The sequence below is a fragment of the Pseudomonas sp. PAGU 2196 genome (assembly GCF_022179005.1).
Classification (GTDB): Bacteria; Pseudomonadota; Gammaproteobacteria; order Pseudomonadales; family Pseudomonadaceae; genus Aquipseudomonas; species Aquipseudomonas kermanshahensis.
In genome coordinates this window covers 16,417-37,102 of record NZ_BNTL01000028.1, presented here as the reverse complement: position 1 = coordinate 37,102, position 20,686 = coordinate 16,417, and the positions used below count along the sequence as shown (strand labels likewise).

The 20,686-nt window shown below is 62.8% G+C and carries 18 protein-coding genes; 17 read left to right on the top strand and 1 reads right to left on the bottom strand.

Annotated features, from left to right (window positions below; genetic code table 11):
- The first annotated feature begins 1 nt into the window (after position 1).
- The 9 genes from rnhB (at position 2) to ispD (ending at position 12,177) form a co-directional block, all read left to right on the top strand.
- The gene (gene rnhB / locus MFF34_RS21705; RefSeq protein ID WP_238216385.1) at positions 2 to 625 is read left to right on the top strand and encodes a ribonuclease HII; all 624 of its coding nucleotides are present in this window, start codon (positions 2 to 4) and stop codon (positions 623 to 625) included.
- Positions 626 to 812: 187 nt separating this feature from the next.
- The gene (gene dnaE / locus MFF34_RS21700; protein WP_238216383.1) at positions 813 to 4,337 is read left to right on the top strand and encodes a DNA polymerase III subunit alpha; all 3,525 of its coding nucleotides are present in this window, start codon (positions 813 to 815) and stop codon (positions 4,335 to 4,337) included.
- Positions 4,338 to 4,442: 105 nt separating this feature from the next.
- Positions 4,443 to 5,390, top strand: coding sequence for an acetyl-CoA carboxylase carboxyltransferase subunit alpha (locus tag MFF34_RS21695; RefSeq protein WP_099428491.1), 948 nt, complete (start codon positions 4,443 to 4,445; stop codon positions 5,388 to 5,390).
- 158 nt (positions 5,391 to 5,548) lie between these two features.
- Positions 5,549 to 6,832 (top strand): tRNA lysidine(34) synthetase TilS, encoded by a 1,284-nt coding sequence (tilS, locus tag MFF34_RS21690; RefSeq protein WP_238216382.1) that lies wholly within the window; start codon positions 5,549 to 5,551, stop codon positions 6,830 to 6,832.
- A 268-nt stretch (positions 6,833 to 7,100) separates the two neighbouring features.
- Positions 7,101 to 8,729, top strand: a complete 1,629-nt coding sequence (locus MFF34_RS21685) for a CTP synthase (RefSeq protein ID WP_027595808.1) — start codon at positions 7,101 to 7,103, stop codon at positions 8,727 to 8,729.
- A gap of 3 nt (positions 8,730 to 8,732) precedes the next feature.
- Complete coding sequence (kdsA, locus tag MFF34_RS21680) at positions 8,733 to 9,578, top strand: 3-deoxy-8-phosphooctulonate synthase (RefSeq protein WP_027595809.1); 846 nt, start codon at positions 8,733 to 8,735, stop codon at positions 9,576 to 9,578.
- 154 nt (positions 9,579 to 9,732) lie between these two features.
- Positions 9,733 to 11,022: a phosphopyruvate hydratase gene (eno, locus tag MFF34_RS21675; protein ID WP_027595810.1), complete on the top strand. Its 1,290-nt coding sequence runs from the start codon at positions 9,733 to 9,735 to the stop codon at positions 11,020 to 11,022.
- Positions 11,023 to 11,191: 169 nt separating this feature from the next.
- Entirely contained in the window at positions 11,192 to 11,473 is a 282-nt protein-coding gene (gene ftsB / locus MFF34_RS21670) for a cell division protein FtsB (RefSeq protein ID WP_004375443.1), read from the top strand.
- Positions 11,470 to 12,177 carry a 2-C-methyl-D-erythritol 4-phosphate cytidylyltransferase gene (ispD, locus tag MFF34_RS21665; RefSeq protein ID WP_238216380.1) on the top strand — a complete coding sequence of 236 codons (708 nt, stop codon included), beginning with the start codon at positions 11,470 to 11,472 and terminating at the stop codon, positions 12,175 to 12,177. Before ftsB ends, ispD begins: the two co-directional genes overlap by 4 nt.
- A 116-nt stretch (positions 12,178 to 12,293) precedes the next feature.
- On the opposite strand, the gene MFF34_RS21660 is transcribed toward ispD, so the two are convergent.
- Positions 12,294 to 13,190, bottom strand: coding sequence for a LysR substrate-binding domain-containing protein (locus MFF34_RS21660; protein ID WP_027595812.1), 897 nt, complete (start codon positions 13,188 to 13,190; stop codon positions 12,294 to 12,296).
- A gap of 107 nt (positions 13,191 to 13,297) precedes the next feature.
- On the opposite strand from MFF34_RS21660, the gene MFF34_RS21655 reads away from it, so the two are divergent.
- From MFF34_RS21655 to rpoS, 8 genes are all read left to right on the top strand, one after another.
- Positions 13,298 to 14,410, top strand: coding sequence for an S-(hydroxymethyl)glutathione dehydrogenase/class III alcohol dehydrogenase (locus MFF34_RS21655; RefSeq protein ID WP_238216378.1), 1,113 nt, complete (start codon positions 13,298 to 13,300; stop codon positions 14,408 to 14,410).
- An 8-nt stretch (positions 14,411 to 14,418) separates the two neighbouring features.
- Positions 14,419 to 15,273: an S-formylglutathione hydrolase gene (fghA, locus tag MFF34_RS21650; RefSeq protein ID WP_238216376.1), complete on the top strand. Its 855-nt coding sequence runs from the start codon at positions 14,419 to 14,421 to the stop codon at positions 15,271 to 15,273.
- A 65-nt stretch (positions 15,274 to 15,338) separates the two neighbouring features.
- Positions 15,339 to 15,812 (top strand): 2-C-methyl-D-erythritol 2,4-cyclodiphosphate synthase, encoded by a 474-nt coding sequence (ispF, locus tag MFF34_RS21645; RefSeq protein ID WP_027595815.1) that lies wholly within the window; start codon positions 15,339 to 15,341, stop codon positions 15,810 to 15,812.
- Complete coding sequence (truD, locus tag MFF34_RS21640; RefSeq protein WP_238216374.1) at positions 15,809 to 16,867, top strand: tRNA pseudouridine(13) synthase TruD; 1,059 nt, start codon at positions 15,809 to 15,811, stop codon at positions 16,865 to 16,867. The genes ispF and truD overlap by 4 nt, the downstream gene beginning before the upstream one ends.
- Positions 16,855 to 17,604 carry a 5'/3'-nucleotidase SurE gene (surE, locus tag MFF34_RS21635; protein WP_027595817.1) on the top strand — a complete coding sequence of 250 codons (750 nt, stop codon included), beginning with the start codon at positions 16,855 to 16,857 and terminating at the stop codon, positions 17,602 to 17,604. Before truD ends, surE begins: the two co-directional genes overlap by 13 nt.
- Before the next feature lie 35 nt (positions 17,605 to 17,639).
- Positions 17,640 to 18,278 carry a protein-L-isoaspartate(D-aspartate) O-methyltransferase gene (locus tag MFF34_RS21630; RefSeq protein ID WP_172960402.1) on the top strand — a complete coding sequence of 213 codons (639 nt, stop codon included), beginning with the start codon at positions 17,640 to 17,642 and terminating at the stop codon, positions 18,276 to 18,278.
- A gap of 186 nt (positions 18,279 to 18,464) precedes the next feature.
- The gene (locus MFF34_RS21625; RefSeq protein ID WP_099453149.1) at positions 18,465 to 19,322 is read left to right on the top strand and encodes a peptidoglycan DD-metalloendopeptidase family protein; all 858 of its coding nucleotides are present in this window, start codon (positions 18,465 to 18,467) and stop codon (positions 19,320 to 19,322) included.
- A gap of 108 nt (positions 19,323 to 19,430) precedes the next feature.
- Positions 19,431 to 20,438: an RNA polymerase sigma factor RpoS gene (gene rpoS / locus MFF34_RS21620; RefSeq protein ID WP_027595820.1), complete on the top strand. Its 1,008-nt coding sequence runs from the start codon at positions 19,431 to 19,433 to the stop codon at positions 20,436 to 20,438.
- The last annotated feature ends 248 nt before the right edge of the window (positions 20,439 to 20,686 follow it).

Genomic DNA, 20,686 nt, shown 5'->3' with positions numbered 1-20,686 from the left:
GATGCAAATAGGACTGGATTTCAACCTGGTCGAAGACCTGGTCGCCGGGGTCGATGAAGTCGGCCGTGGCCCGTTGTGTGGCGCGGTGGTGACGGCTGCAGTGATCCTCGACCCGGCACGGCCGATCCTCGGCCTCAACGATTCGAAGAAACTCACCGAAGCCAAGCGCGAGGCGTTGTTCGACGAAATCTGCGAGAAGGCGCTGAGCTTTTGCATTGCCCGCGCCGAGGTTGAAGAAATCGACCGGCTGAACATTCTTCAGGCCACCATGCTGGCCATGCAGCGTGCGGTCGAGGGGCTGCATGTCACGCCCAAGCTGGCACTGATCGACGGCAACCGCTGCCCCAAGCTGGCGGTGCCCGCGGCACCAGTCGTAAAAGGTGATAGCCAGGTACCGGCCATCGCGGCTGCGTCGATCCTGGCCAAGGTGACGCGTGATCGGGAGATGAGTGCGTTCGAGCTGATCTACCCCGGATACGGCATCGGTGGGCACAAGGGTTATCCGACGCCGGTGCACCTCCAAGCCCTGGCACGGCTTGGGCCTACGCCCATTCACCGACGCTCCTTTGCGCCGGTACGGGCGGCCTGGGAGGCCCGTGAGGGTATTACCGATTCTTTGATCTAGTGCGTTGGGGCCGCTGTGCGGCCCATTCGCGGGGCGAGCCCGCTCCCACAGGGCCCGCACAGTATTCAAGCTGGGTGCAGAACCTGTGGGGGCGGGCTCGCCCCGCGAATGGGCTGCACAGCAGCCCCAAATCCTGCACTCATTTACGCTACAATCCCGCCCTTGTCGTTCTGCTACAGGATCACCCATGTCGGTTCCCTTCGTTCACCTTCGCGTGCACTCCGAATTCTCGCTGGTCGACGGCCTGGTGCGGATCAAACCGCTGGCCAAGGCGCTGGCGGGGATGAACATGCCGGCGGTGGCGATCACCGACCAGAGCAACATGTGCTCGCTGGTGAAGTTCTACAAGACCGCCATGGGCGCCGGGATCAAGCCGATCTGTGGTGCCGACCTGTGGCTGGCCGGGCCCGACCCGGAAGCCCCGTTGTCCCGTGTCTGCTTCCTGGCGATGAACCCCCAGGGCTATCGCAACCTCACCGAGCTGATTTCGCGCGGTTGGGTTGAAGGCCAGCGCAATGGCCTGGTGATTTTGCAGCGCGAGTGGATCGCCCCCGCCAGCGAAGGCCTGATCGCCTTGTCTGCTGGCAAGGAAGGCGACATTGGCGCCGCGCTGCTCTCTGGTCGGGTTGAAGAGGCCGAAGCGCTGTTGCGCGACTGGCTGGGCATGTTTCCCGAGCGCTTCTACGTTGAAGTGCAGCGCACCAACCGCGCCCGCGACGAAGAATACGTGCACGCTGCTGTGGCCCTGGCCGACAAGGTCGGCGCGCCGCTGGTGGCGACCAACGATGTGCGCTTCATCAAGCAGGCCGACTACGATGCCCACGAAACCCGTGTCTGCATCGGCGAGGGCTGGACCCTGGACGACCCGCGTCGCCCGCGCAACTACAGCGATCAGCAGTACCTCAAGAGCGCGGACGAAATGGCCGAGCTGTTCAGCGACTTGCCCGACGCCATCGCCAACACTGTCGAGATCGCCAAGCGCTGCAACATCCAGGTTCAATTGGGCAAGCACTTCCTGCCCGATTTCCCGACGCCCAATGGCATGGGCATCGACGATTACCTGCGCCATGTCTCCCATGAAGGCCTGGAGGAGCGCCTGGCGGTGCTCTGGCCCAAAGAGACCACGCCAGACTATGAGGAAAAGCGCCAGGTCTACCTGGACCGCCTGAAGTTCGAGCTGGATATCATCATCCAGATGGGCTTCCCGGGCTACTTCCTGATCGTTATGGACTTCATCAAGTGGGCCAAGAACAACGGCGTGCCGGTCGGCCCAGGCCGAGGCTCGGGTGCCGGTTCGCTGGTCGCCTACGTGTTGAAGATCACCGACCTCGACCCGCTGGCCTATGACCTGCTGTTCGAGCGCTTCCTCAACCCTGAACGGGTATCCATGCCCGACTTCGACGTCGACTTCTGCATGGATGGCCGTGACCGGGTCATCGAGTACGTGGCCGATGCCTACGGGCGCAACGCGGTCAGCCAGATCATCACCTTCGGTACGATGGCCGCCAAGGCGGTGGTGCGCGACGTGGCGCGGGTGCAGGGCAAGTCCTACGGCCTGGCCGATCGCCTGTCGAAGATGATCCCCTTCGAAGTTGGCATGACCCTGGAAAAAGCCTACGAGCAGGAAGAAATCCTGCGCGACTTCCTCAAGGGCGACGAAGATGCCCGCGAGATCTGGGAGATGGCCCTCAAGCTCGAGGGTGTCACGCGGGGTACCGGCAAGCACGCCGGTGGTGTGGTCATCGCCCCGACCAAGCTCACCGACTTCTCGCCGATCGCCTGTGACGAAGAGGGCGGCGGCCTGGTAACCCAGTTCGACAAGGACGATGTCGAGGCCGCCGGGCTGGTCAAGTTCGACTTCCTCGGCCTGCGTACGCTGACCATCATCAAGTGGGCGATGGAGACGATCAACCGCGAGCAGGCCAAGCAGAGCCTGCCGGACCTGAACATCGACTTCATTCCGCTGGATGACCGCAAGACCTACGAGTTGCTGCAAAAAGCCGAGACCACGGCGGTGTTCCAGCTCGAATCGCGCGGCATGAAGGAGCTGATCAAGAAGCTCAAGCCAGACTGCCTGGAAGACCTCATCGCACTGGTGGCGCTGTTCCGCCCAGGCCCGCTGCAGTCGGGCATGGTAGACGACTTCATCAACCGCAAGCACGGCCGCGCCGAGCTGGCCTACCCGCACCCAGACTACCAGTATGACGGCCTGCAGCCGGTACTGGCGCCGACCTACGGCATCATCCTGTATCAAGAGCAGGTGATGCAGATTGCCCAGGTCATGGCCGGCTATACCCTGGGCGGTGCCGACATGCTGCGGCGGGCCATGGGTAAGAAAAAGCCCGAAGAGATGGCCAAGCAGCGCGGCGGCTTCATCGAAGGTTGCGCGAACAACGGCATCGATGGCGATCTGGCAGGTAACATCTTTGACCTGGTAGAGAAATTCGCCGGTTACGGCTTCAACAAATCTCACTCTGCCGCCTATGGCCTGGTGTCCTACCAGACCGCCTGGCTGAAAACCCACTACCCGGCGCCGTTCATGGCCGCGGTACTGTCGGCGGACATGCACAACACCGACAAGGTGGTGGTGCTGATCGAGGAAGTGCGCAGCATGAAGCTGCGCCTCGATGCGCCCGATGTGAACACCTCCGACTTCAAGTTCACCGTTAATGACGACGGCCGTATCGTCTATGGCCTGGGTGCGATCAAGGGCGTGGGCGAGGGGCCGGTGGAAGCCATCGTCGAAGTGCGTGCGCAGGGCGGCCCGTTCAAGGACCTGTTCGACTTCTGCGAGCGCGTCGACCTCAAGCGTGTCAACAAGCGCACCCTCGATGCGTTGATCCGCAGTGGTGCACTGGACCGTCTGGGCCCGTACTTCCATGACGAGATCAAGGCCTACCAGGCCAACATCGACCGTAACCGTGCAACCTTGCTGGCGGCGCTGGAAGAGGCGATCAAGTCGGCCGAGCAGACCGCACGTACTGCCGACAGCGGCCACGTCGACCTGTTTGGCGGCTTGTTCGTCGAGGCAGACTCGGACGTTTATGCCAACCACCGCAAGGTCCGCGAGCTGACGCTCAAAGAGCGCCTCAAAGGCGAGAAGGACACACTGGGCCTGTACCTGACCGGTCACCCGATCGACGAGTACGAAAGCGAGATTCGCCGTTTTGCCCGGCAGCGCATCATTGACCTGAAGCCGTCCCGTGAGTCCCAGACGATCGCCGGCATGATCATTGCGTTGCGGGTCATGAAGAACAAGAAGGGCGACAAGATGGGCTTCGTCACCCTCGATGACCGCTCGGGGCGCATCGAGGCGTCGCTGTTTGCCGACTCCTTCATGGCGGCCCAGTCACTGCTGCAGAACGACGCCATGGTCGTGGTCGAAGGGGAGGTCAGTAACGATGACTTCTCGGGCGGCCTGCGCCTGCGGGTGAAGCAGGTAATGACCATGGAAGACGCGCGCACGCGCCTGGCCGAAAGCCTGCGCCTGAAAGTCGCCCATGACGCGCTCAAGGGCGACCGCCTGAACTGGCTGGGTGAGCTGATCACCCGTCACCGCGGCGGCTGCCCGATTACCCTGGAATACACCGGCAGTGACGCCAAGGCCATGCTGCAGTTTGCCGATGAGTGGTCAATCGACCCGGCTGACGGCCTGATTCAGGCACTGCGTGACCAGTTCGGACGTGAGAACGTCTTCCTGCAATATCGTTGAATCGACGAATTTTAATCTCGACCTGAATGCGCCCGATCCCTTAAGGTAGGGCGCCAAACGGATCAACCGGCCGGCCGCCTGGCCGTAGACCCAAGACGGATGCCTATGAACCCGAATTTCCTCGATTTCGAACAGCCGATTGCCGACCTGCAAGCCAAGATCGAAGGCCTGCGCCTGGTGGGTAACGACAACTCGCTGAACATCAGCGATGAAATTGCCCGTCTGCAAGACAAGAGCAATACCCTGACCGAAAGCATCTTCGGCAACCTGACCAGCTGGCAGATCGCCCGCCTGGCGCGTCACCCGCGTCGTCCTTACACCTTGGACTACCTGCAGCACATCTTCACTGAATTCGAAGAGCTGCACGGTGACCGCCATTTCTCCGATGATGCCGCGATCGTGGGTGGTACCGCCCGCCTGGATGGCAAGGCAGTGATGGTCATCGGCCACCAGAAGGGCCGCGAAGTACGTGAGAAGGTACGCCGCAACTTCGGCATGCCGCGCCCTGAGGGCTACCGTAAGGCGTGCCGCCTGATGGAAATGGCCGAGCGTTTCAAGATGCCGATCCTGACGTTCATCGACACCCCAGGTGCCTACCCAGGTATCGACGCCGAAGAGCGCAACCAGAGCGAGGCGATTGCCTGGAACCTGCGTGTCATGGCGCGCCTGAAGACGCCAATCATCGCCACCGTGATCGGTGAGGGTGGTTCTGGCGGTGCACTGGCCATTGGTGTGTGCGACCAGCTGAACATGCTGCAGTACTCCACCTACTCGGTGATTTCGCCGGAAGGCTGCGCCTCGATCCTGTGGAAGACCGCCGACAAGGCGGCCGATGCCGCCGAGGCCATGGGCATCACGGCCGAACGCCTGAAGAGCCTGAACATCGTCGACAAGGTCATCTCGGAGCCGCTGGGCGGCGCCCACCGTGACCCGGCCGCCATGGCTGAAAGCATCCGTGCCGACCTGGTGCAGCAGCTGGACATGCTGGGCAAGCTCGACAATGACGCGCTGCTGGCACGTCGTTACGAGCGCCTGATGAGCTACGGCCTCTGATACATCCCGGGGCCGCTTTGCGGCCCCTGTGGGGGCGGGCTCGCCCCGCGAAGAGGCCGGCTCTGGCAACGGAGTCGTATGGCAAGGGCTTCGCCCTTGTTCGCGGGGCAAGCCCGCTCCCACAGTGCCCCGGCGATTGCGAATCATGTGAGGCGCCCTTGATCAACCTCACCCCCTGGCTCCAAGCCCCCGCCTGGCACATCGCCTTCTCTGGCGGCCTGGACTCCACCGTCCTGCTGCACCTGCTGGCCGATTACGCCCGCACCCACCCCGCGCCCCCGTTGCGCGCCATCCATATCCATCACGGCCTGCAGCCCGCCGCTGACGCGTGGCCAGCCCATTGCAAGCACATCTGCGCCCACCTCGGCGTCGAACTTCGTGTGGTCCACGTCCAGGTCGCCCCCGGCGCCAGTCTCGAACAGGCGGCCCGTGATGCCCGTTATGCGGCATTCACGAACATGCTCGGCCCCGGTGAGGTGCTGTTCACCGGCCAGCACCGCGATGACCAGGCCGAAACCCTGCTGTTTCGTTTGCTGCGCGGTGCCGGGCTACGTGGCCTGACCGCAATGCCGGCGCAGCGTCCGCTGGGGCAGGGCAGCCTGGCCAGGCCGTTGCTGGCGATTGCCCGCCAGCAGCTGCATGCGTATGCCCAGGCCCAAGGCCTGACCTGGATCGAAGACCCCTCGAACAGCGACACCGCCTTTGCCCGCAATTATTTGCGCGGCGAAGTGTTGCCGGTGCTGCAGCAGCGTTGGCCGCAAGCCAGCCAGAACCTTGCCCGTTGCGCAGCGCACCTGGGCGAAGCGCAGGGTTTGCTGGACGAGGTGGCTCAGGCCGATCTGGCCAAGGCCGAAGAGGGGGCTGCCGCTGCATGGGTGGGGCTGGATTCCCTGGCGCTTGCGGTGCTCGCGGCGTTGTCACCCGCTCGTCAGCGCAATGCCCTGCAATACTGGCTCAGCCATCGCACTCGGCTGCCGGATGCGCGCCACTGGGCTGGCTGGGCCGACCTGCGCGATGCCGCGGCCGACGCCCAGCCGACCTGGCGCTTGGCCGACGGCCGGTTGCTGCGCAGCAACGGCCGTATCTGGTGGCTGAGCGGTGACTGGCTGCAGGCGCCGCAAGGCGAATTCGCCTGGGCAGACTCGGCTTGCGAGCTGGCCTTGCCGGGCAACGGCAGTGTTCGGCTGACTGCGCCCAAGCCCCTGGCGGGCCTGACTGTCCGCTATCGCCAGGGCGGTGAAGTGCTTGAACTTGCCGGGCGCGGCCGACGCGACCTCAAACGCCTGCTCAACGAGCTGCAGGTGCCGCCTTTCATGCGTTCGCGCCTGCCATTGCTGTATCAAGGCGAGCGCTTGCTGGCCGTGGCCAACCTGCCGGCGCTGGGGCAGGCAGATTGCCAACTGCACTGGCAGTTACCGACGAACGCGCAAGGTTTGAGCTGAAGGGTACATTCCGGTAGACTACCCTCCCTTCTTGATACAACTTCTGTGGGTTCCTCGAAAACACAGCAGTTGCCGATTACCACGCAGTTTTTTGCTGGGCTGATTCTGGAAATGACGAGCGAGCTCCATGCCGGGGATACCCTGGTTTGTACAGACGCGGCAGTTTTTCGAGATGCACTGTGATTGACGCAGGTGATCGGGGGCTTCGGCCTTCCTTCGCTTTCTCCGGCGGCGCTGGCCGCCTTAACGCAGACTTCTAGGGTTTTTCATGACGCGCTACATATTCGTCACGGGCGGTGTTGTTTCTTCATTGGGGAAAGGCATTGCCTCGGCTTCCCTGGCGGCCATCCTGGAAGCGCGGGGACTCAAGGTCACCATGCTCAAGCTGGATCCGTACATCAACGTCGATCCTGGCACCATGAGTCCGTTCCAGCACGGTGAAGTCTTCGTCACCCAGGACGGCGCCGAGACTGACCTTGACCTGGGCCACTACGAGCGGTTCATCCGCACGACCATGACCCAGAACAACAACTTCACCACCGGCCGTATCTACGAGCACGTGCTGCGCAAGGAGCGCCGTGGTGACTACCTGGGCGCGACCATCCAGGTCATCCCGCACATCACCGACGAAATCAAGCGTCGCATCATCAAGGGTGCCGGCGATGCCGACGTGGCCCTGGTTGAAATCGGCGGTACCGTCGGCGACATCGAGTCGCAGCCGTTCCTCGAGGCCATCCGCCAGCTGCGCGTCGAAGTGGGCTCCAAGCGCGCCATGCTGATGCACCTGACCCTGGTCCCGTACATCGCTACCGCAGGCGAAACCAAGACCAAGCCGACCCAGCACTCGGTCAAGGAGCTGCGCTCCATCGGCCTGCAGCCTGACGTGCTGATCTGCCGCTCCGACCACCCGGTTGATGCCTCGTCGCGCCGCAAGATCGCCCTGTTCACCAACGTTGAAGAGCGTGCGGTCATTTCGCTCGAAGACGTCGACACCATCTACAAGATTCCGGGCGTGTTGCATGCCCAGGGCCTGGATGACTTCGTCACCGAGCGCTTCGGCCTGCAGTGCGACAGCGCCGACCTGTCCGAGTGGGACAAGGTCGTCGATGCCAAGCTCAACCCAGAGCACGAAGTGACCATCGCCATGGTCGGCAAGTACATGGAGCTGCTGGATGCGTACAAGTCGCTGATCGAAGCGATGAGCCACGCCGGCATCACCAACCGTACCAAGGTCAACCTGCGCTACATCGACTCCGAAGACATCGAGAACCAAGGCACCAGCCTGCTCGAAGGCGCCGACGCCATTCTGGTACCGGGCGGTTTCGGCCTGCGCGGTGTCGAAGGCAAGATCACTGCGGTGCAATACGCCCGTGAGAACAAAGTGCCTTACCTGGGTATCTGCCTGGGCATGCAAGTTGCCGTGATCGAGTTCGCCCGTAACGTGATGGGCTGGAAAGACGCCAACTCCACCGAGTTCGACCGCAACAGCGGCCACCCGGTTGTCGGCCTGATCACCGAGTGGGCCGATTCTACCGGCGCGGTCGAGACCCGTACCGAAGCTTCCGACCTGGGCGGCACCATGCGCCTGGGCGCGCAGGACTGCCAGATCGTTTCGGGCTCCAAGGTTCACGATTGCTACGGCAAGGACGTGATTACCGAGCGTCACCGCCACCGCTACGAAGTGAACAACAACCTGCTGCCACAACTGGTCGACGCTGGCCTGGTGGTTTCCGGTCGTTCCGAAGACGGCGCGCTGGTTGAAGTGGTCGAGTCCAAGGACCACCCATGGTTCGTCGCTTGCCAGTTCCACCCAGAGTTCACCTCGACCCCGCGTGACGGCCACCCGCTGTTCAGCGGTTTCGTCAAGGCAGCCCTGGCTCAGAAGAACAAGGCCTGATCAATGACCCAGAAGATCATTCGCGTCGGTAACATCGAGATCGCCAACGACAAGCCGTTCGTCCTGTTCGGCGGCATGAACGTCCTGGAATCCCGTGACCTGGCAATGAAGGTCTGCGAAGAGTACGTGCGGGTGACCGAGAAGCTCGGTATCCCGTATGTGTTCAAGGCCAGCTTCGACAAGGCTAACCGTTCGTCGGTGACGTCCTACCGTGGCCCGGGCATGGAAGAGGGGCTGAAGATCTTCGAGGAGATCAAGCGCACCTTCAATGTGCCGGTGATCACCGATGTGCACGAGCCTTACCAGGCCGAGCCGGTGGCCAAGGTCTGCGACATCATCCAGTTGCCGGCCTTCCTGTCGCGCCAGACTGACCTGGTGGTGGCCATGGCCAAGACCGGCGTGGTGATCAACATCAAGAAGGCCCAGTTCCTCGCGCCCCAGGAGATGCAACACATCCTGGCCAAGTGCGAAGAGGCGGGTAACGACCAGTTGATCCTCTGCGAGCGTGGTTCGAGCTTCGGCTACAACAACCTGGTGGTGGACATGCTCGGCTTCGGCATCATGAAGCAGTTCGAGTACCCGGTCTTCTTCGACGTGACCCATGCCCTGCAGATGCCGGGCGGTCGCTCGGACTCTGCCGGTGGCCGTCGTGCCCAGGTCACCGACCTGGCCAAGGCTGGCATGAGCCAAGGCCTGGCCGGCCTGTTCCTCGAGGCTCACCCTGATCCGGACAATGCCAAGTGCGATGGCCCTTGCGCCTTGCGCCTGGACAAGCTGGAGCCGTTCCTGACCCAGCTCAAGCAACTGGACGAGCTGGTGAAAAGTTTTCCGACGGTAGAAACCGCGTAAAGCTCATTTCTCGGGTAAAGTACCGCCCGTTCTCTCCCTGACCAAACGGTCAGGGAGCGCTTTCATCAGGCCTGCCTGCTGCATACCCTGCCTGATGAAGTGCAAGGATTTCCTAAGCTGCGTTGTTTTCGTCAATTCTGGAGTGCTTACAACAATGGCAAAAATCGTCGACATCAAAGGTCGTGAAGTTCTCGATTCGCGTGGCAACCCCACCGTGGAAGCCGATGTACTGCTCGACAACGGCATCATCGGCAGTGCTTGCGCGCCGTCCGGTGCTTCCACCGGCTCGCGCGAAGCGCTGGAGCTGCGTGATGGCGACAAGAGCCGTTACCTGGGCAAGGGCGTGCTGAAAGCCGTCGCCAACATCAACGGCCCGATTCGCGACCTGCTGCTGGGCAAGGACCCTTCCGACCAGAAGGCTCTGGACCGCGCCATGATCGACCTGGACGGTACCGAGAACAAAGCCAAGCTGGGCGCCAACGCCATCCTGGCTGTTTCCCTGGCTGCCGCCAAGGCCGCTGCCCAGGACCAGGACCTGCCGCTGTACGCGCACATCGCCAACCTGAACGGCACCCCGGGCCAGTACTCGATGCCGGTTCCGATGATGAACATCATCAACGGTGGCGAGCACGCCGACAATAACGTCGACATCCAGGAGTTCATGGTGCAGCCGGTTGGCGCCAAGACCTTCTCCGATGGCCTGCGCATGGGCACCGAAATCTTCCATCACCTGAAGGCTGTACTGAAGGCTCGCGGCCTGAACACTGCCGTCGGTGACGAAGGTGGCTTTGCGCCGAACCTGGCGTCTAACGAAGACGCGCTGGCCGCCATCGCCGAAGCCGTTGAAAAAGCCGGCTACAAGCTAGGCACCGACGTGACCTTGGCCCTGGACTGCGCAGCGTCCGAGTTCTATGAAGACGGCAAGTACAACCTGTCTGGCGAAGGCAAGTCGTTCGACGCCGAAGGTTTTGCCGAGTACCTGAAAGGCCTGACCGAGCGCTTCCCGATCATCTCGATCGAAGACGGCCTGGACGAGTCCGACTGGGCTGGCTGGAAGATCCTCACCGACAAGATCGGCGAGAAGGTGCAACTGGTCGGTGACGACCTGTTCGTGACCAACACCAAGATCCTCAAGGAAGGCATCGAGAAGGGCATCGGTAACTCGATCCTGATCAAGTTCAACCAGATCGGTTCGCTGACCGAGACCCTGGAAGCCATCCAGATGGCCAAGGCTGCAGGCTACACCGCGGTGATTTCGCACCGTTCCGGTGAAACCGAAGACTCGACCATTGCCGACCTGGCTGTAGGCACCGCTGCTGGCCAGATCAAGACCGGCTCGCTGTGCCGTTCCGACCGCGTCTCCAAGTACAACCAACTGCTGCGCATCGAAGAGCAACTGGGTGCCAAGGCGGTTTACCGTGGTCGTGCCGAGTTTCGCGGTTAAGCAAGAGATGGTAAAAAGACAGCAGCCGGAGCTGTAGGAGCTTTCGTACTGAATTTTCCTACACTTGCAAAGGGTTTCTGTCGACGAAGCCTGGCCTCGGCCAGGCTTCGTGCTATTCGAGGCCCCGAAGTGAACAGTAAGCGGCGGTCTTTTTAACCTGGATACCTTGATGCGCAGTCCCTATTGGTTGTTCCTCGTTCTGCTTCTGCTGTTGGGTGGCCTGCAGTACCGCCTGTGGGTGGGCAATGGCAGCCTGGCGCAAGTGACCGAGCTCAAGCAGCAGATCGCCGAGCAGCACGCCGAAAACGAGCGTCTGCTTGAGCGTAACCGCGTGCTTGACGCAGAAGTCCTGGAGTTGAAGAAAGGTATGGAGACCGTGGAAGAACGGGCTCGTCATGAATTGGGGATGGTCAAAGAGGGTGAAACCCTCTTCCAGTTGCCGCAAAAATGACTGACACATTACCGGCCTTCTGGGCCGTGATTCCTGCTGCGGGCGTGGGTGCCCGCATGGCTGCCGACCGCCCCAAGCAGTACTTGCAACTGGGTGGGCAGACCCTTCTCGAGCATAGCCTCGACTGTTTTCTTGGCCATCCAACGCTCAAGGGCGTGGTGGTCAGCATTGCCGCAGACGACCCTTACTGGCCCAGCCTGCGCTGTGCCAGCGACCCGCGCATCCAGCGCGCGGCGGGCGGTCGCGAGCGTGCCGACTCGGTACTCAACGCGTTGCTGTTGCTGCATGCCCAAGGGGCTTCGGACAGCGACTGGGTGCTGGTGCACGATGCCGCGCGGCCGAACCTGGCGCGCAGTGACCTGGACAAGCTGCTGTCGGAGCTGGCAGATGACCCGGTGGGTGGCCTGTTGGCGGTGCCGGCGCGCGATACGTTGAAGCGTGCCGACAGCCATGGCCGGGTGAGCGCTACCGTAGACCGCAGCACCATCTGGCAGGCGTATACGCCGCAGATGTTCCGCCTGGGGGCCTTGCACCGCGCGTTGGCCGAGTGCCTGGTGTCGGATGTGGTGGTCACCGACGAGGCTTCGGCCATCGAGTGGTCCGGCCAGGCGCCGCGGCTGATCGAAGGGCGCAGCGATAACATCAAGGTGACCCGGCCGGAAGACCTTGAGTGGTTGCGCCAGCGCTGGGCGGGGCGCCGCTGACACTGCAATCCTGTGCTGGCCTCTTCGCGGGCAAGCCCGCTCCTACAGGGAATTGCGATCTCTTGTAGGAGCGGCCTTGTGTCGCGAAAGGGCCGCAAAGCGGCCCCAGCGCACTATCAAGCCACACGATATTCCGGCAACCCCGCCAACCCTTCCTTCAGATAATCCACCAGCCGCCTTACCTTCGGCGACAGATGCCGCTGCTGCGGGTACAGCGCCCACACCGCCGTATTCGGCGGCTGATGCCCCTCCAGCAGCGATACCAGTGCCCCCGTGTTCAGGTGCTCCAGCACGTAATAGTCCGGCAACTGGCATAAGCCCATCCCCAGCAACGCGGCGTCGAGCACGGCCTGCCCGCTGTTGCAGCGCCAGTTTCCCTGCACCCGCTGGCTGATCTCGCGGCCATCCTGCTGCAGCGCCCACAAGTCCGAACTGCCAATCAGGCAGTTGTGCCGCGCCAGTTCCGACAGGCTGTGTGGCCGGCCGTAACGCTCCAGATACGCCGGTGAGGCGCACAGGTACATGCGCCGCGGCGCCAGGCGGGCGGCAACCAGCCTGGAGTCGGCAAGCCGGCCGAGGCGAATGGCCAGGTCCATGCCTTCATGCAGCAGGTCCAGCGTGCGGTTGCTCAGTTCCACTTCCACCCTCAACTGCGGGTACAGCGCCATGAAGCGGGTCACCAGCGGCACGATGAAGCGCTCGCCGTAGGCCACTGCACAGGTCATACGCAGCAGCCCCTTGGGCTCGCTGGCCAGGTCGCCCATCGCTCGCAGGGCTTCTTCACGGCCATCTTGCAGACGCTGGCAATGCTGCAGGAAGGTCTGCCCGGCCTCACTCAAGGTGACACGCCGTGTGCTGCGGTACAGCAGGCGCGTTTGCAGGCGTTCTTCCAGGCGGGCGATCTGCCGGCTGATGTGCGAAGACGATACGCCCAGGCGCTCCGCCGCCGCGGTGAACTGGCCAGACTCGGCCACCGCCACGAATTCGTCGATGCCTTCCCAGCGGCTACTCATTGATTGTCCCTGTGCAGCAATAATGTTTTGTCTTTACCTGGATTATTCATCAAAACACCCTGAATTACACTGCAAGTCTGAATTGACCCCTTGTCTGGAGACCGTTGATGATCAAATCCCGTGCTGCCGTAGCCTTCGAAGCCAAGAAACCCCTGGAAATCGTCGAAGTGGACGTGGCCATGCCCAAGGCTGGCGAAGTGCTGCTGCGCGTGGTTGCCAGCGGTGTCTGCCATACCGACGCCTACACCCTGTCCGGCGCCGACCCGGAGGGTATCTTCCCGGCGATCCTTGGCCACGAAGGCGGCGCGATCGTCGAGGCAGTGGGCGAGGGCGTGACCTCGGTGGCTGTGGGTGACCATGTGATCCCGCTGTACACCCCTGAGTGCGGCCAGTGCAAATTCTGCCGTTCGGGCAAGACCAACCTGTGCCAGGCCATCCGTGCGACCCAGGGCAAGGGCCTGATGCCAGACGGCACCACGCGCTTCTCGTATAAAGGCCAGCAGCTGTTCCACTACATGGGCACCTCGACCTTCTCCGAGTACACCGTGTTGCCAGAAATCTCCGTGGCCAAGATCCAAAAGGAAGCCCCGCTGGAGAAGGTCTGCCTGCTCGGCTGTGGCGTCACCACCGGTATCGGCGCGGTCATCAACACCGCCAAGGTCCAGCCGGGTGACACCGTGGCCATCTTCGGCCTCGGCGGCATCGGCCTGTCGGCGATCATTGGCGCCGTCAAGGCCAAGGCCTCGCGCATCATCGCCATCGACATCAACCCAGCCAAGTTCGAGATCGCTCGTCAGCTGGGTGCCACCGATTGCATCAACCCGAAAGAATACGACCGCCCGATCCAGGAAGTGATCGTCGACCTCACCGACGGCGGCGTGGACTTCTCCTTCGAGTGCATCGGCAACGTCCAGCTGATGCGTGCGGCCCTGGAATGCTGCCACAAGGGGTGGGGCGAGTCGGTCATCATCGGCGTTGCCGGTGCCGGCCAGGAAATCGCCACCCGTCCGTTCCAGCTGGTCACCGGTCGCGTCTGGCGCGGCTCGGCGTTCGGTGGCGTACGCGGCCGCAGCGAGCTGCCAAGCTATGTCGAAATGGCCGAGAAGGGCGAGATCCCGCTGGACACCTTCATCACCCACACCATGGGCCTGGAAGACATCAACAAGGCCTTCGACCTGATGCATGAAGGCAAGAGCATCCGCAGCGTGATCCACTTCTGAGGTCTGCCATGAGCCTGGACAACATTTCTTGCCAGAAAAGCTTCGGCGGCTGGCACAAGCGGTACCGGCACCCGTCCAAGGTGCTCGGCTGCGACATGGTGTTCGCGGTGTATCTGCCTCCTCAGGCCGAACAGGGGGCCAAGCTGCCGGTGCTGTACTGGCTGAGCGGCCTGACCTGCACCGACGAGAACTTCATGCAGAAGGCCGGCGCCCAGCGCCTGGCCGCCGAGCTTGGGTTGATCATCGTTGCGCCCGACACCAGCCCGCGTGGCGAGCAGGTGCCGGGCGACCCGGATGGCGCCTGGGACTTTGGCCTGGGGGCCGGCTTCTACCTCAATGCCACCCAGCAGCCGTGGGCGCAGCACTACCGCATGCATGACTACGTGGTAGAGGAGTTGCCCGCGCTGATCGAGGCGCACTTCCCGGCCTCGGATCAGCGCAGCATCAGTGGCCACTCGATGGGCGGGCATGGCGCATTGGTGTGCGCCTTGCGTAACCCGGGGCGCTACCGTTCGATCTCGGCGTTCTCGCCCATCAGTAACCCGATGGACTGCCCGTGGGGTGAAAAGGCCTTCAGCCGCTACCTGGGCGAGGACCGTGCGCGTTGGCGCGAGTGGGATGCCAGCGTGCTGCTCGCCGAGACACCCGCGGGCAGTTGCCCGCCGGTGCTGGTGGACCAGGGCGACCGTGATGACTTCCTCGAGAAGCAGCTCAAGCCTGAGGCACTGGAGCAGGCCGCGCGCAAAGGGGGGCATGCACTGACCCTGCGCCTGCAGCCTGGCTATGACCATAGCTACTACTTCATTGCCAGCTTCATCGAAGACCACCTGCGCCATCATGCGGTGGCGTTGGGCCGGGTGTAAGGCGCAGCCCCAATACCGCACAAAGCAGGTAGAATCACGCCCTGACTCAATCAGGGCGTTTTTCTATGCGTATTGGCCACGGCTACGATGTGCACCGTTTCTGCGACGGTGATTTCATTACCCTGGGCGGGGTCCGTATCCCCCACAAACACGGCCTCCTGGCCCACTCCGACGGTGACGTGCTGTTGCACGCCCTGAGCGATGCCTTGCTGGGCGCTGCGGCGCTGGGTGATATCGGCAAGCACTTCCCCGACACCGACCCGCAGTTCAAGGGTGCCGACAGCCGTGCCTTGCTGCGTCATGTGGTCGCTATCGTCCAGGCCAAGGGCTGGAAGGTCGGCAATGTCGACGCCACCATCGTTGCCCAGGCGCCGAAAATGGCGCCGCACATCGAGACCATGCGCCAACTGATCGCCGAAGACCTGCAAGCCGAGCTCGACCAGGTCAACGTCAAAGCGACCACCACTGAAAAGCTGGGCTTCACCGGCCGTGAGGAGGGTATTGCCGTGCATGCGGTCGCCCTGTTGCTGCCAGCATGACCGAACTGGAACTGCTGGGCCCGCGTGCATCGGGTGAAGTGCTGGGCACTGCGGTGCTCAAGGCCGTGGCTGAAGACTTTCAGGTCGACGAGGTGCTGGATATCCCGCTGTCGGGCCAGGGTGAGCACCTATGGCTGTGGGTCGAAAAGCGCGACCTCAACACCGAAGAAGCGGCCCGCCGACTGGCCCGCGCCGCAGGCGTCCCGGCCCGTTCGATCAGCTATGCCGGCCTCAAGGACCGCCAGGCCCTGACCCGTCAGTGGTTCAGCCTGCACCTGCCCGGCAAGGCCGACCCAGACCTGTCGCGTGCCGAGGATGCCAGCCTGCGCGTGCTCAAGCAGGTGCGTCACCAGCGCAAGCTGCAGCGTGGCGCGCATTCGGCCAACGGTTTCACCCTGCGCCTGACGGCCCTGGCGGCTGATCACGCTGCACTGGACGCGCGCCTGGATGCGCTCAAGCAGCACGGCGTGCCGAACTACTTCGGCAGCCAGCGGTTTGGCCATGGCGGCGGTAATGTCCATGACGCGCTCGACTGGGCGGCCCGCAAGGCGCTGCCAGAGCAACGCAATGTGCGTTCGCGTTTGCTTTCGGCAGGGCGCAGCTACCTGTTCAACCAGATTCTCGCCGCCCGTGTTGCCGACGGCAGTTGGGCCCGTGCGCAAGTCGGGGACCTGCTGGCCTTCACCGATAGCCGTAGTTTCTTTCCCGCGACCGAGCAGGAATGTTCCGATCCGCGCTTGGCGATTCTCGACCTGCATCCCACCGGTGCGCTGTGGGGCGAGGGCGAAACCCCCGCCGCAGGCGCCACTGCCGCGTTGGAAAGCGCAGTCGCCGCACGGCAACCGGCACTGTGCCATTGGCTGGCCCAGGCGGGCATGGATCACGAACGGCGCATTCTGCGGCTCCCTATTGGCGGCCTGACGTGGCATTATCCCGAGCCTGATATCCTGCAACTGGAATTCGTCCTTCCGGCCGGATGCTTCGCCACCGTGGTGGTGCGCGAAGTCGTGGATCTGGTGCCGGCAGGGCAGACGGACAGCCCATGCGTATTCTGATTTCGAACGACGACGGTGTTACCGCACCTGGCCTCGCCGCGCTGCACGCTGCGCTGGTGGATTATGCCGAGTGCGTGGTAATCGCCCCGGAGCAAGACAAGAGCGGCGCCAGCAGTTCGCTGACGCTGGACCGGCCACTGCATCCGCAGACCCTGGCCAACGGTTTCATCAGCCTCAATGGCACGCCGACCGATTGCGTGCACCTGGGGCTCAATGGCCTGTTGCCGCAGACCCCAGACATGGTGGTGTCGGGGATCAACCTGGGCGCGAACCTGGGCGACGACGTGCTGTATTCGGGCACCGTCGCCGCTGCGTTGGAAGGCCGCTTCCTGGGCAACACGTCGCTGGCGTTTTCGTTGCTCTCGCGCCAGCCGGACAACCTGCCCACGGCGGCCTACATCGCCCGCCGGCTGGTGGAGGCGCAGTCGCGTCTCACACTGCCGCCGCGCACCGTGCTCAACGTCAATATCCCCAACCTGCCGTTGGAGCACATCCGCGGCATCCAGCTCACCCGCCTGGGTCACCGGGCGCGGGCGGCGGCGCCGACCAAGGTGGTCAACCCGCGCGGCAAGGAGGGGTACTGGATTGCCGTGGCCGGCGATGCCGAAGACGGTGGCCCGGGCACGGACTTCCACGCGGTGATGCAAGGTTATGTATCGATCACACCGCTGCAGCTTGACCGCACCTTCAACGATGCTTTCGAACAGCTCGACGGTTGGCTGGAGGGCCTGCTCTGATGCGTGAGGACGATATGTTGCGCCGGGGTATCGGCATGACCTCCCAACGGACCCGGGAGCGGCTGATCCAGCGCCTGTGCGAAGAAGGCGTGGCGAACCCCAAGGTGCTCGATGCGATCCGCCGCACCCCGCGCCACCTGTTCGTCGACGAGGCCCTGGCGCATCGCGCCTACGAAGACACGGCGCTGCCGATCGGCCACAACCAGACCATCTCGCAGCCGTTCATGGTTGCGCACATGAGCGAGCTGCTGCTTGAGGCCGGGCCGCTCGACAAGGTGCTGGAGATCGGCACGGGCTCCGGCTATCAGACGGCGATACTTGCCCAGCTGGTGGAACGGGTGTTTTCGGTGGAGCGCATCAAGGTGCTGCAGGATCGCGCCAAGGAGCGCCTGGTAGAGCTGAACCTACGTAACGTGGTGTTCCGCTGGGGCGATGGTTGCGAGGGCTGGCAGGCGCTGGCACCCTACAACGGCATCATCGTCACCGCCGTGGCGCCCGAGGTGCCACAGGCACTGCTCGATCAACTGGCGCCGGGGGGGCGCATGGTGATTCCGGTGGGCCCGGCAGGCGAGACACAGCAGTTGATGCTGATCGTGCGTGAGGAGCATGGGTTTTCCCGGCGTGTGCTAGGCGCCGTGCGCTTCGTGCCATTGCTCAATGGCCCGCTGGCCTGAACCACGGAATATTTACGCCAGCGACGAATTCTTGCGCCATTGCCCTGTCTATCTGGCGGGGTGATCTGCTATAGCACGAGTGGCCTTTGCAGCCGTCCACCCAATACAGGTGGGCTCGGTTATAATTGCAACAATATTGCATTTCTTATCGTTATTTCGGTATTCGGCACCATGAGGGGAGCGCGGGTGGGTCACACAGTCATTCGGCAGCGCAAGGATTGGGCGGGTTTCAAGCTTCTGGTGATTGCACTGGCCATGGGCACCTTGCTGGCGGGTTGTTCCAGCACCAGCTCGACAAGCGCGCGGGTGGTCGACCGTAACAATGCAGCGCCCAAGCGGCCGACGGTGACCTCCGGTCAGTACATCGTCAAGCCGGGCGATACGTTGTTCTCCATCGCCTTCCGTTACGGCTGGGACTACAAGGAGCTGGCTGCCCGCAATGGCATCCCGGCGCCTTACACCATTCGCCCTGGCCAGCCGATTCGCTTCAGCAGCGGCGCCACGGGTAGCACCACGGTGGTGTCCAACCCTTCGTCCTCGAGCAAAACCACGGTCATTCGTCGCCCCGTTGGTAGCACCGGCACCGCCCCTAGCGGTAGCACCAAGCCGGCTACGACGGCCCCGACAACCAGTGCGCCGGTGGTCGCAACCGTGCCGGCCGCAGAGCGCGCGGTAGGCGGTTGGACCTGGCCGGCCAACGGCGTGCTAATTGGAAAATTTGCTTCAAACGGTAGTTTGAATAAAGGCATTGATATCGCCGGTGATTTGGGACAGCCTGTTTTTGCTGCGTCTGATGGTGCAGTGGTCTACGCCGGGAGTGGCTTGCGGGGCTACGGCGAGCTGATCATCATCAAGCACAGCGATACCTACGTCAGTGCCTACGGTCACAACCGCAGGCTGTTGGTTCGGGAGGGGCAGCAGGTCAAGGCTGGGCAGTCGATTGCTGAAATGGGGTCCACGGGCACTGATCGGGTGAAGCTGCATTTCGAGATTCGCCGCCAGGGCAAACCCGTCGATCCGCTCCAGTTCCTGCCACGTCGTTGATTGTTGTACCTGGCCTGTTCCTCTGATGTAGAGGGGACAGGCTCCAGCGCTGCCAGGGATACAGGTGCCGCTCGAGTCTGAGTTCGAACTCAGCAAAGGACTATAACAATGGCTCTCAATAAAGAAGCGCCGGAGTTTGACATCGACGATGACGTCCTCCTGATGGAGACGGGCATCGTTTTGGAAACGGATGTGGTGTCAGACGAACCTGCTGTATCTTCGGTTCGGACAAGGGCCAAGACCGGCTCTTCGCTCAAGCAGCACAAGTACATCGATTACACTCGGGCACTTGATGCTACTCAGTTGTACCTCAATGAGATTGGATTCTCGCCTCTGCTGTCGCCAGAAGAGGAAGTGCATTTTGCGCGCCTGTCGCAAAAAGGCGACCCCGCCGGCCGCAAGCGCATGATCGAAAGCAACCTGCGCCTGGTTGTGAAAATTGCCCGTCGTTACGTGAATCGTGGCCTGTCGTTGCTCGACCTGATCGAGGAGGGCAACCTGGGGTTGATTCGTGCGGTCGAGAAATTCGACCCGGAACGTGGTTTCCGGTTCTCGACCTATGCGACCTGGTGGATTCGCCAGACCATCGAACGGGCGATCATGAACCAGACCCGTACCATTCGCCTGCCGATCCATGTGGTCAAGGAGCTCAACGTCTACCTGCGGGCTGCGCGGGAGCTGACCCAGAAGCTCGATCACGAGCCCTCGCCAGAAGAAATCGCCACCCTGCTGGAGAAGCCTGTCGCTGAGGTCAAGCGGATGCTGGGGCTGAACGAGCGGGTGTCTTCGGTGGATGTTTCGCTCGGGCCGGACTCGGACAAGACCCTGCTCGATACCCTTACCGATGACCGCCCGACCGACCCGTGTGAGCTGCTGCAGGACGACGACCTGTCGCAGAGCATCGATCAGTGGCTGGGTGAGCTGACTGACAAGCAGCGTGAGGTGGTGGTGCGCCGCTTTGGCCTGCGTGGGCATGAGAGCAGCACCCTGGAAGATGTTGGCCTGGAGATCGGCCTGACGCGTGAGCGTGTACGGCAGATTCAGGTAGAGGGGCTCAAGCGCTTGCGCGAGATCCTCGAGAAGAATGGCCTGTCTAGCGAGTCGTTGTTCCAGTAACAAGCTGTTCGCCAGCATAAGACGCCCCGATAGCCTCGGGGCGTTTTTGTGTGCGCGGTGCAGCGCAGAATAACGCGCCTCCCTGTAAACGCGCCCCCCTGTAGGAGCAGCCTTGTGCTGCGAAGAGGCCGGTGGCAACAGTGCAAATTCGCGCTGGGATCACTGGCCTCTTCGCAGCACAAGGCTGCTCCTACAGGGGTGATGCACGGGTCAGAAACGCAGATTCGCCATCCAGCATTTGTGTACCG

Bases quoted from the DNA above. Each gene is read 5' to 3' on its own strand.
- rnhB (WP_238216385.1), top strand. From the start codon at position 2: ATGCAAATAGGACTGGATTTCAACCTGGTCGAAGACCTGGTCGCCGGG.
- dnaE (WP_238216383.1), top strand. From the start codon at position 813: ATGTCGGTTCCCTTCGTTCACCTTCGCGTGCACTCCGAATTCTCGCTG.
- MFF34_RS21695 (WP_099428491.1), top strand. From the start codon at position 4,443: ATGAACCCGAATTTCCTCGATTTCGAACAGCCGATTGCCGACCTGCAA.
- MFF34_RS21685 (WP_027595808.1), top strand. From the start codon at position 7,101: ATGACGCGCTACATATTCGTCACGGGCGGTGTTGTTTCTTCATTGGGG.
- kdsA (WP_027595809.1), top strand. From the start codon at position 8,733: ATGACCCAGAAGATCATTCGCGTCGGTAACATCGAGATCGCCAACGAC.
- eno (WP_027595810.1), top strand. From the start codon at position 9,733: ATGGCAAAAATCGTCGACATCAAAGGTCGTGAAGTTCTCGATTCGCGT.
- ftsB (WP_004375443.1), top strand. From the start codon at position 11,192: ATGCGCAGTCCCTATTGGTTGTTCCTCGTTCTGCTTCTGCTGTTGGGT.
- ispD (WP_238216380.1), top strand. From the start codon at position 11,470: ATGACTGACACATTACCGGCCTTCTGGGCCGTGATTCCTGCTGCGGGC.
- MFF34_RS21660 (WP_027595812.1), bottom strand. From the start codon at position 13,190: ATGAGTAGCCGCTGGGAAGGCATCGACGAATTCGTGGCGGTGGCCGAG.
- MFF34_RS21655 (WP_238216378.1), top strand. From the start codon at position 13,298: ATGATCAAATCCCGTGCTGCCGTAGCCTTCGAAGCCAAGAAACCCCTG.
- fghA (WP_238216376.1), top strand. From the start codon at position 14,419: ATGAGCCTGGACAACATTTCTTGCCAGAAAAGCTTCGGCGGCTGGCAC.
- ispF (WP_027595815.1), top strand. From the start codon at position 15,339: ATGCGTATTGGCCACGGCTACGATGTGCACCGTTTCTGCGACGGTGAT.
- truD (WP_238216374.1), top strand. From the start codon at position 15,809: ATGACCGAACTGGAACTGCTGGGCCCGCGTGCATCGGGTGAAGTGCTG.
- surE (WP_027595817.1), top strand. From the start codon at position 16,855: ATGCGTATTCTGATTTCGAACGACGACGGTGTTACCGCACCTGGCCTC.
- MFF34_RS21630 (WP_172960402.1), top strand. From the start codon at position 17,640: ATGACCTCCCAACGGACCCGGGAGCGGCTGATCCAGCGCCTGTGCGAA.
- rpoS (WP_027595820.1), top strand. From the start codon at position 19,431: ATGGCTCTCAATAAAGAAGCGCCGGAGTTTGACATCGACGATGACGTC.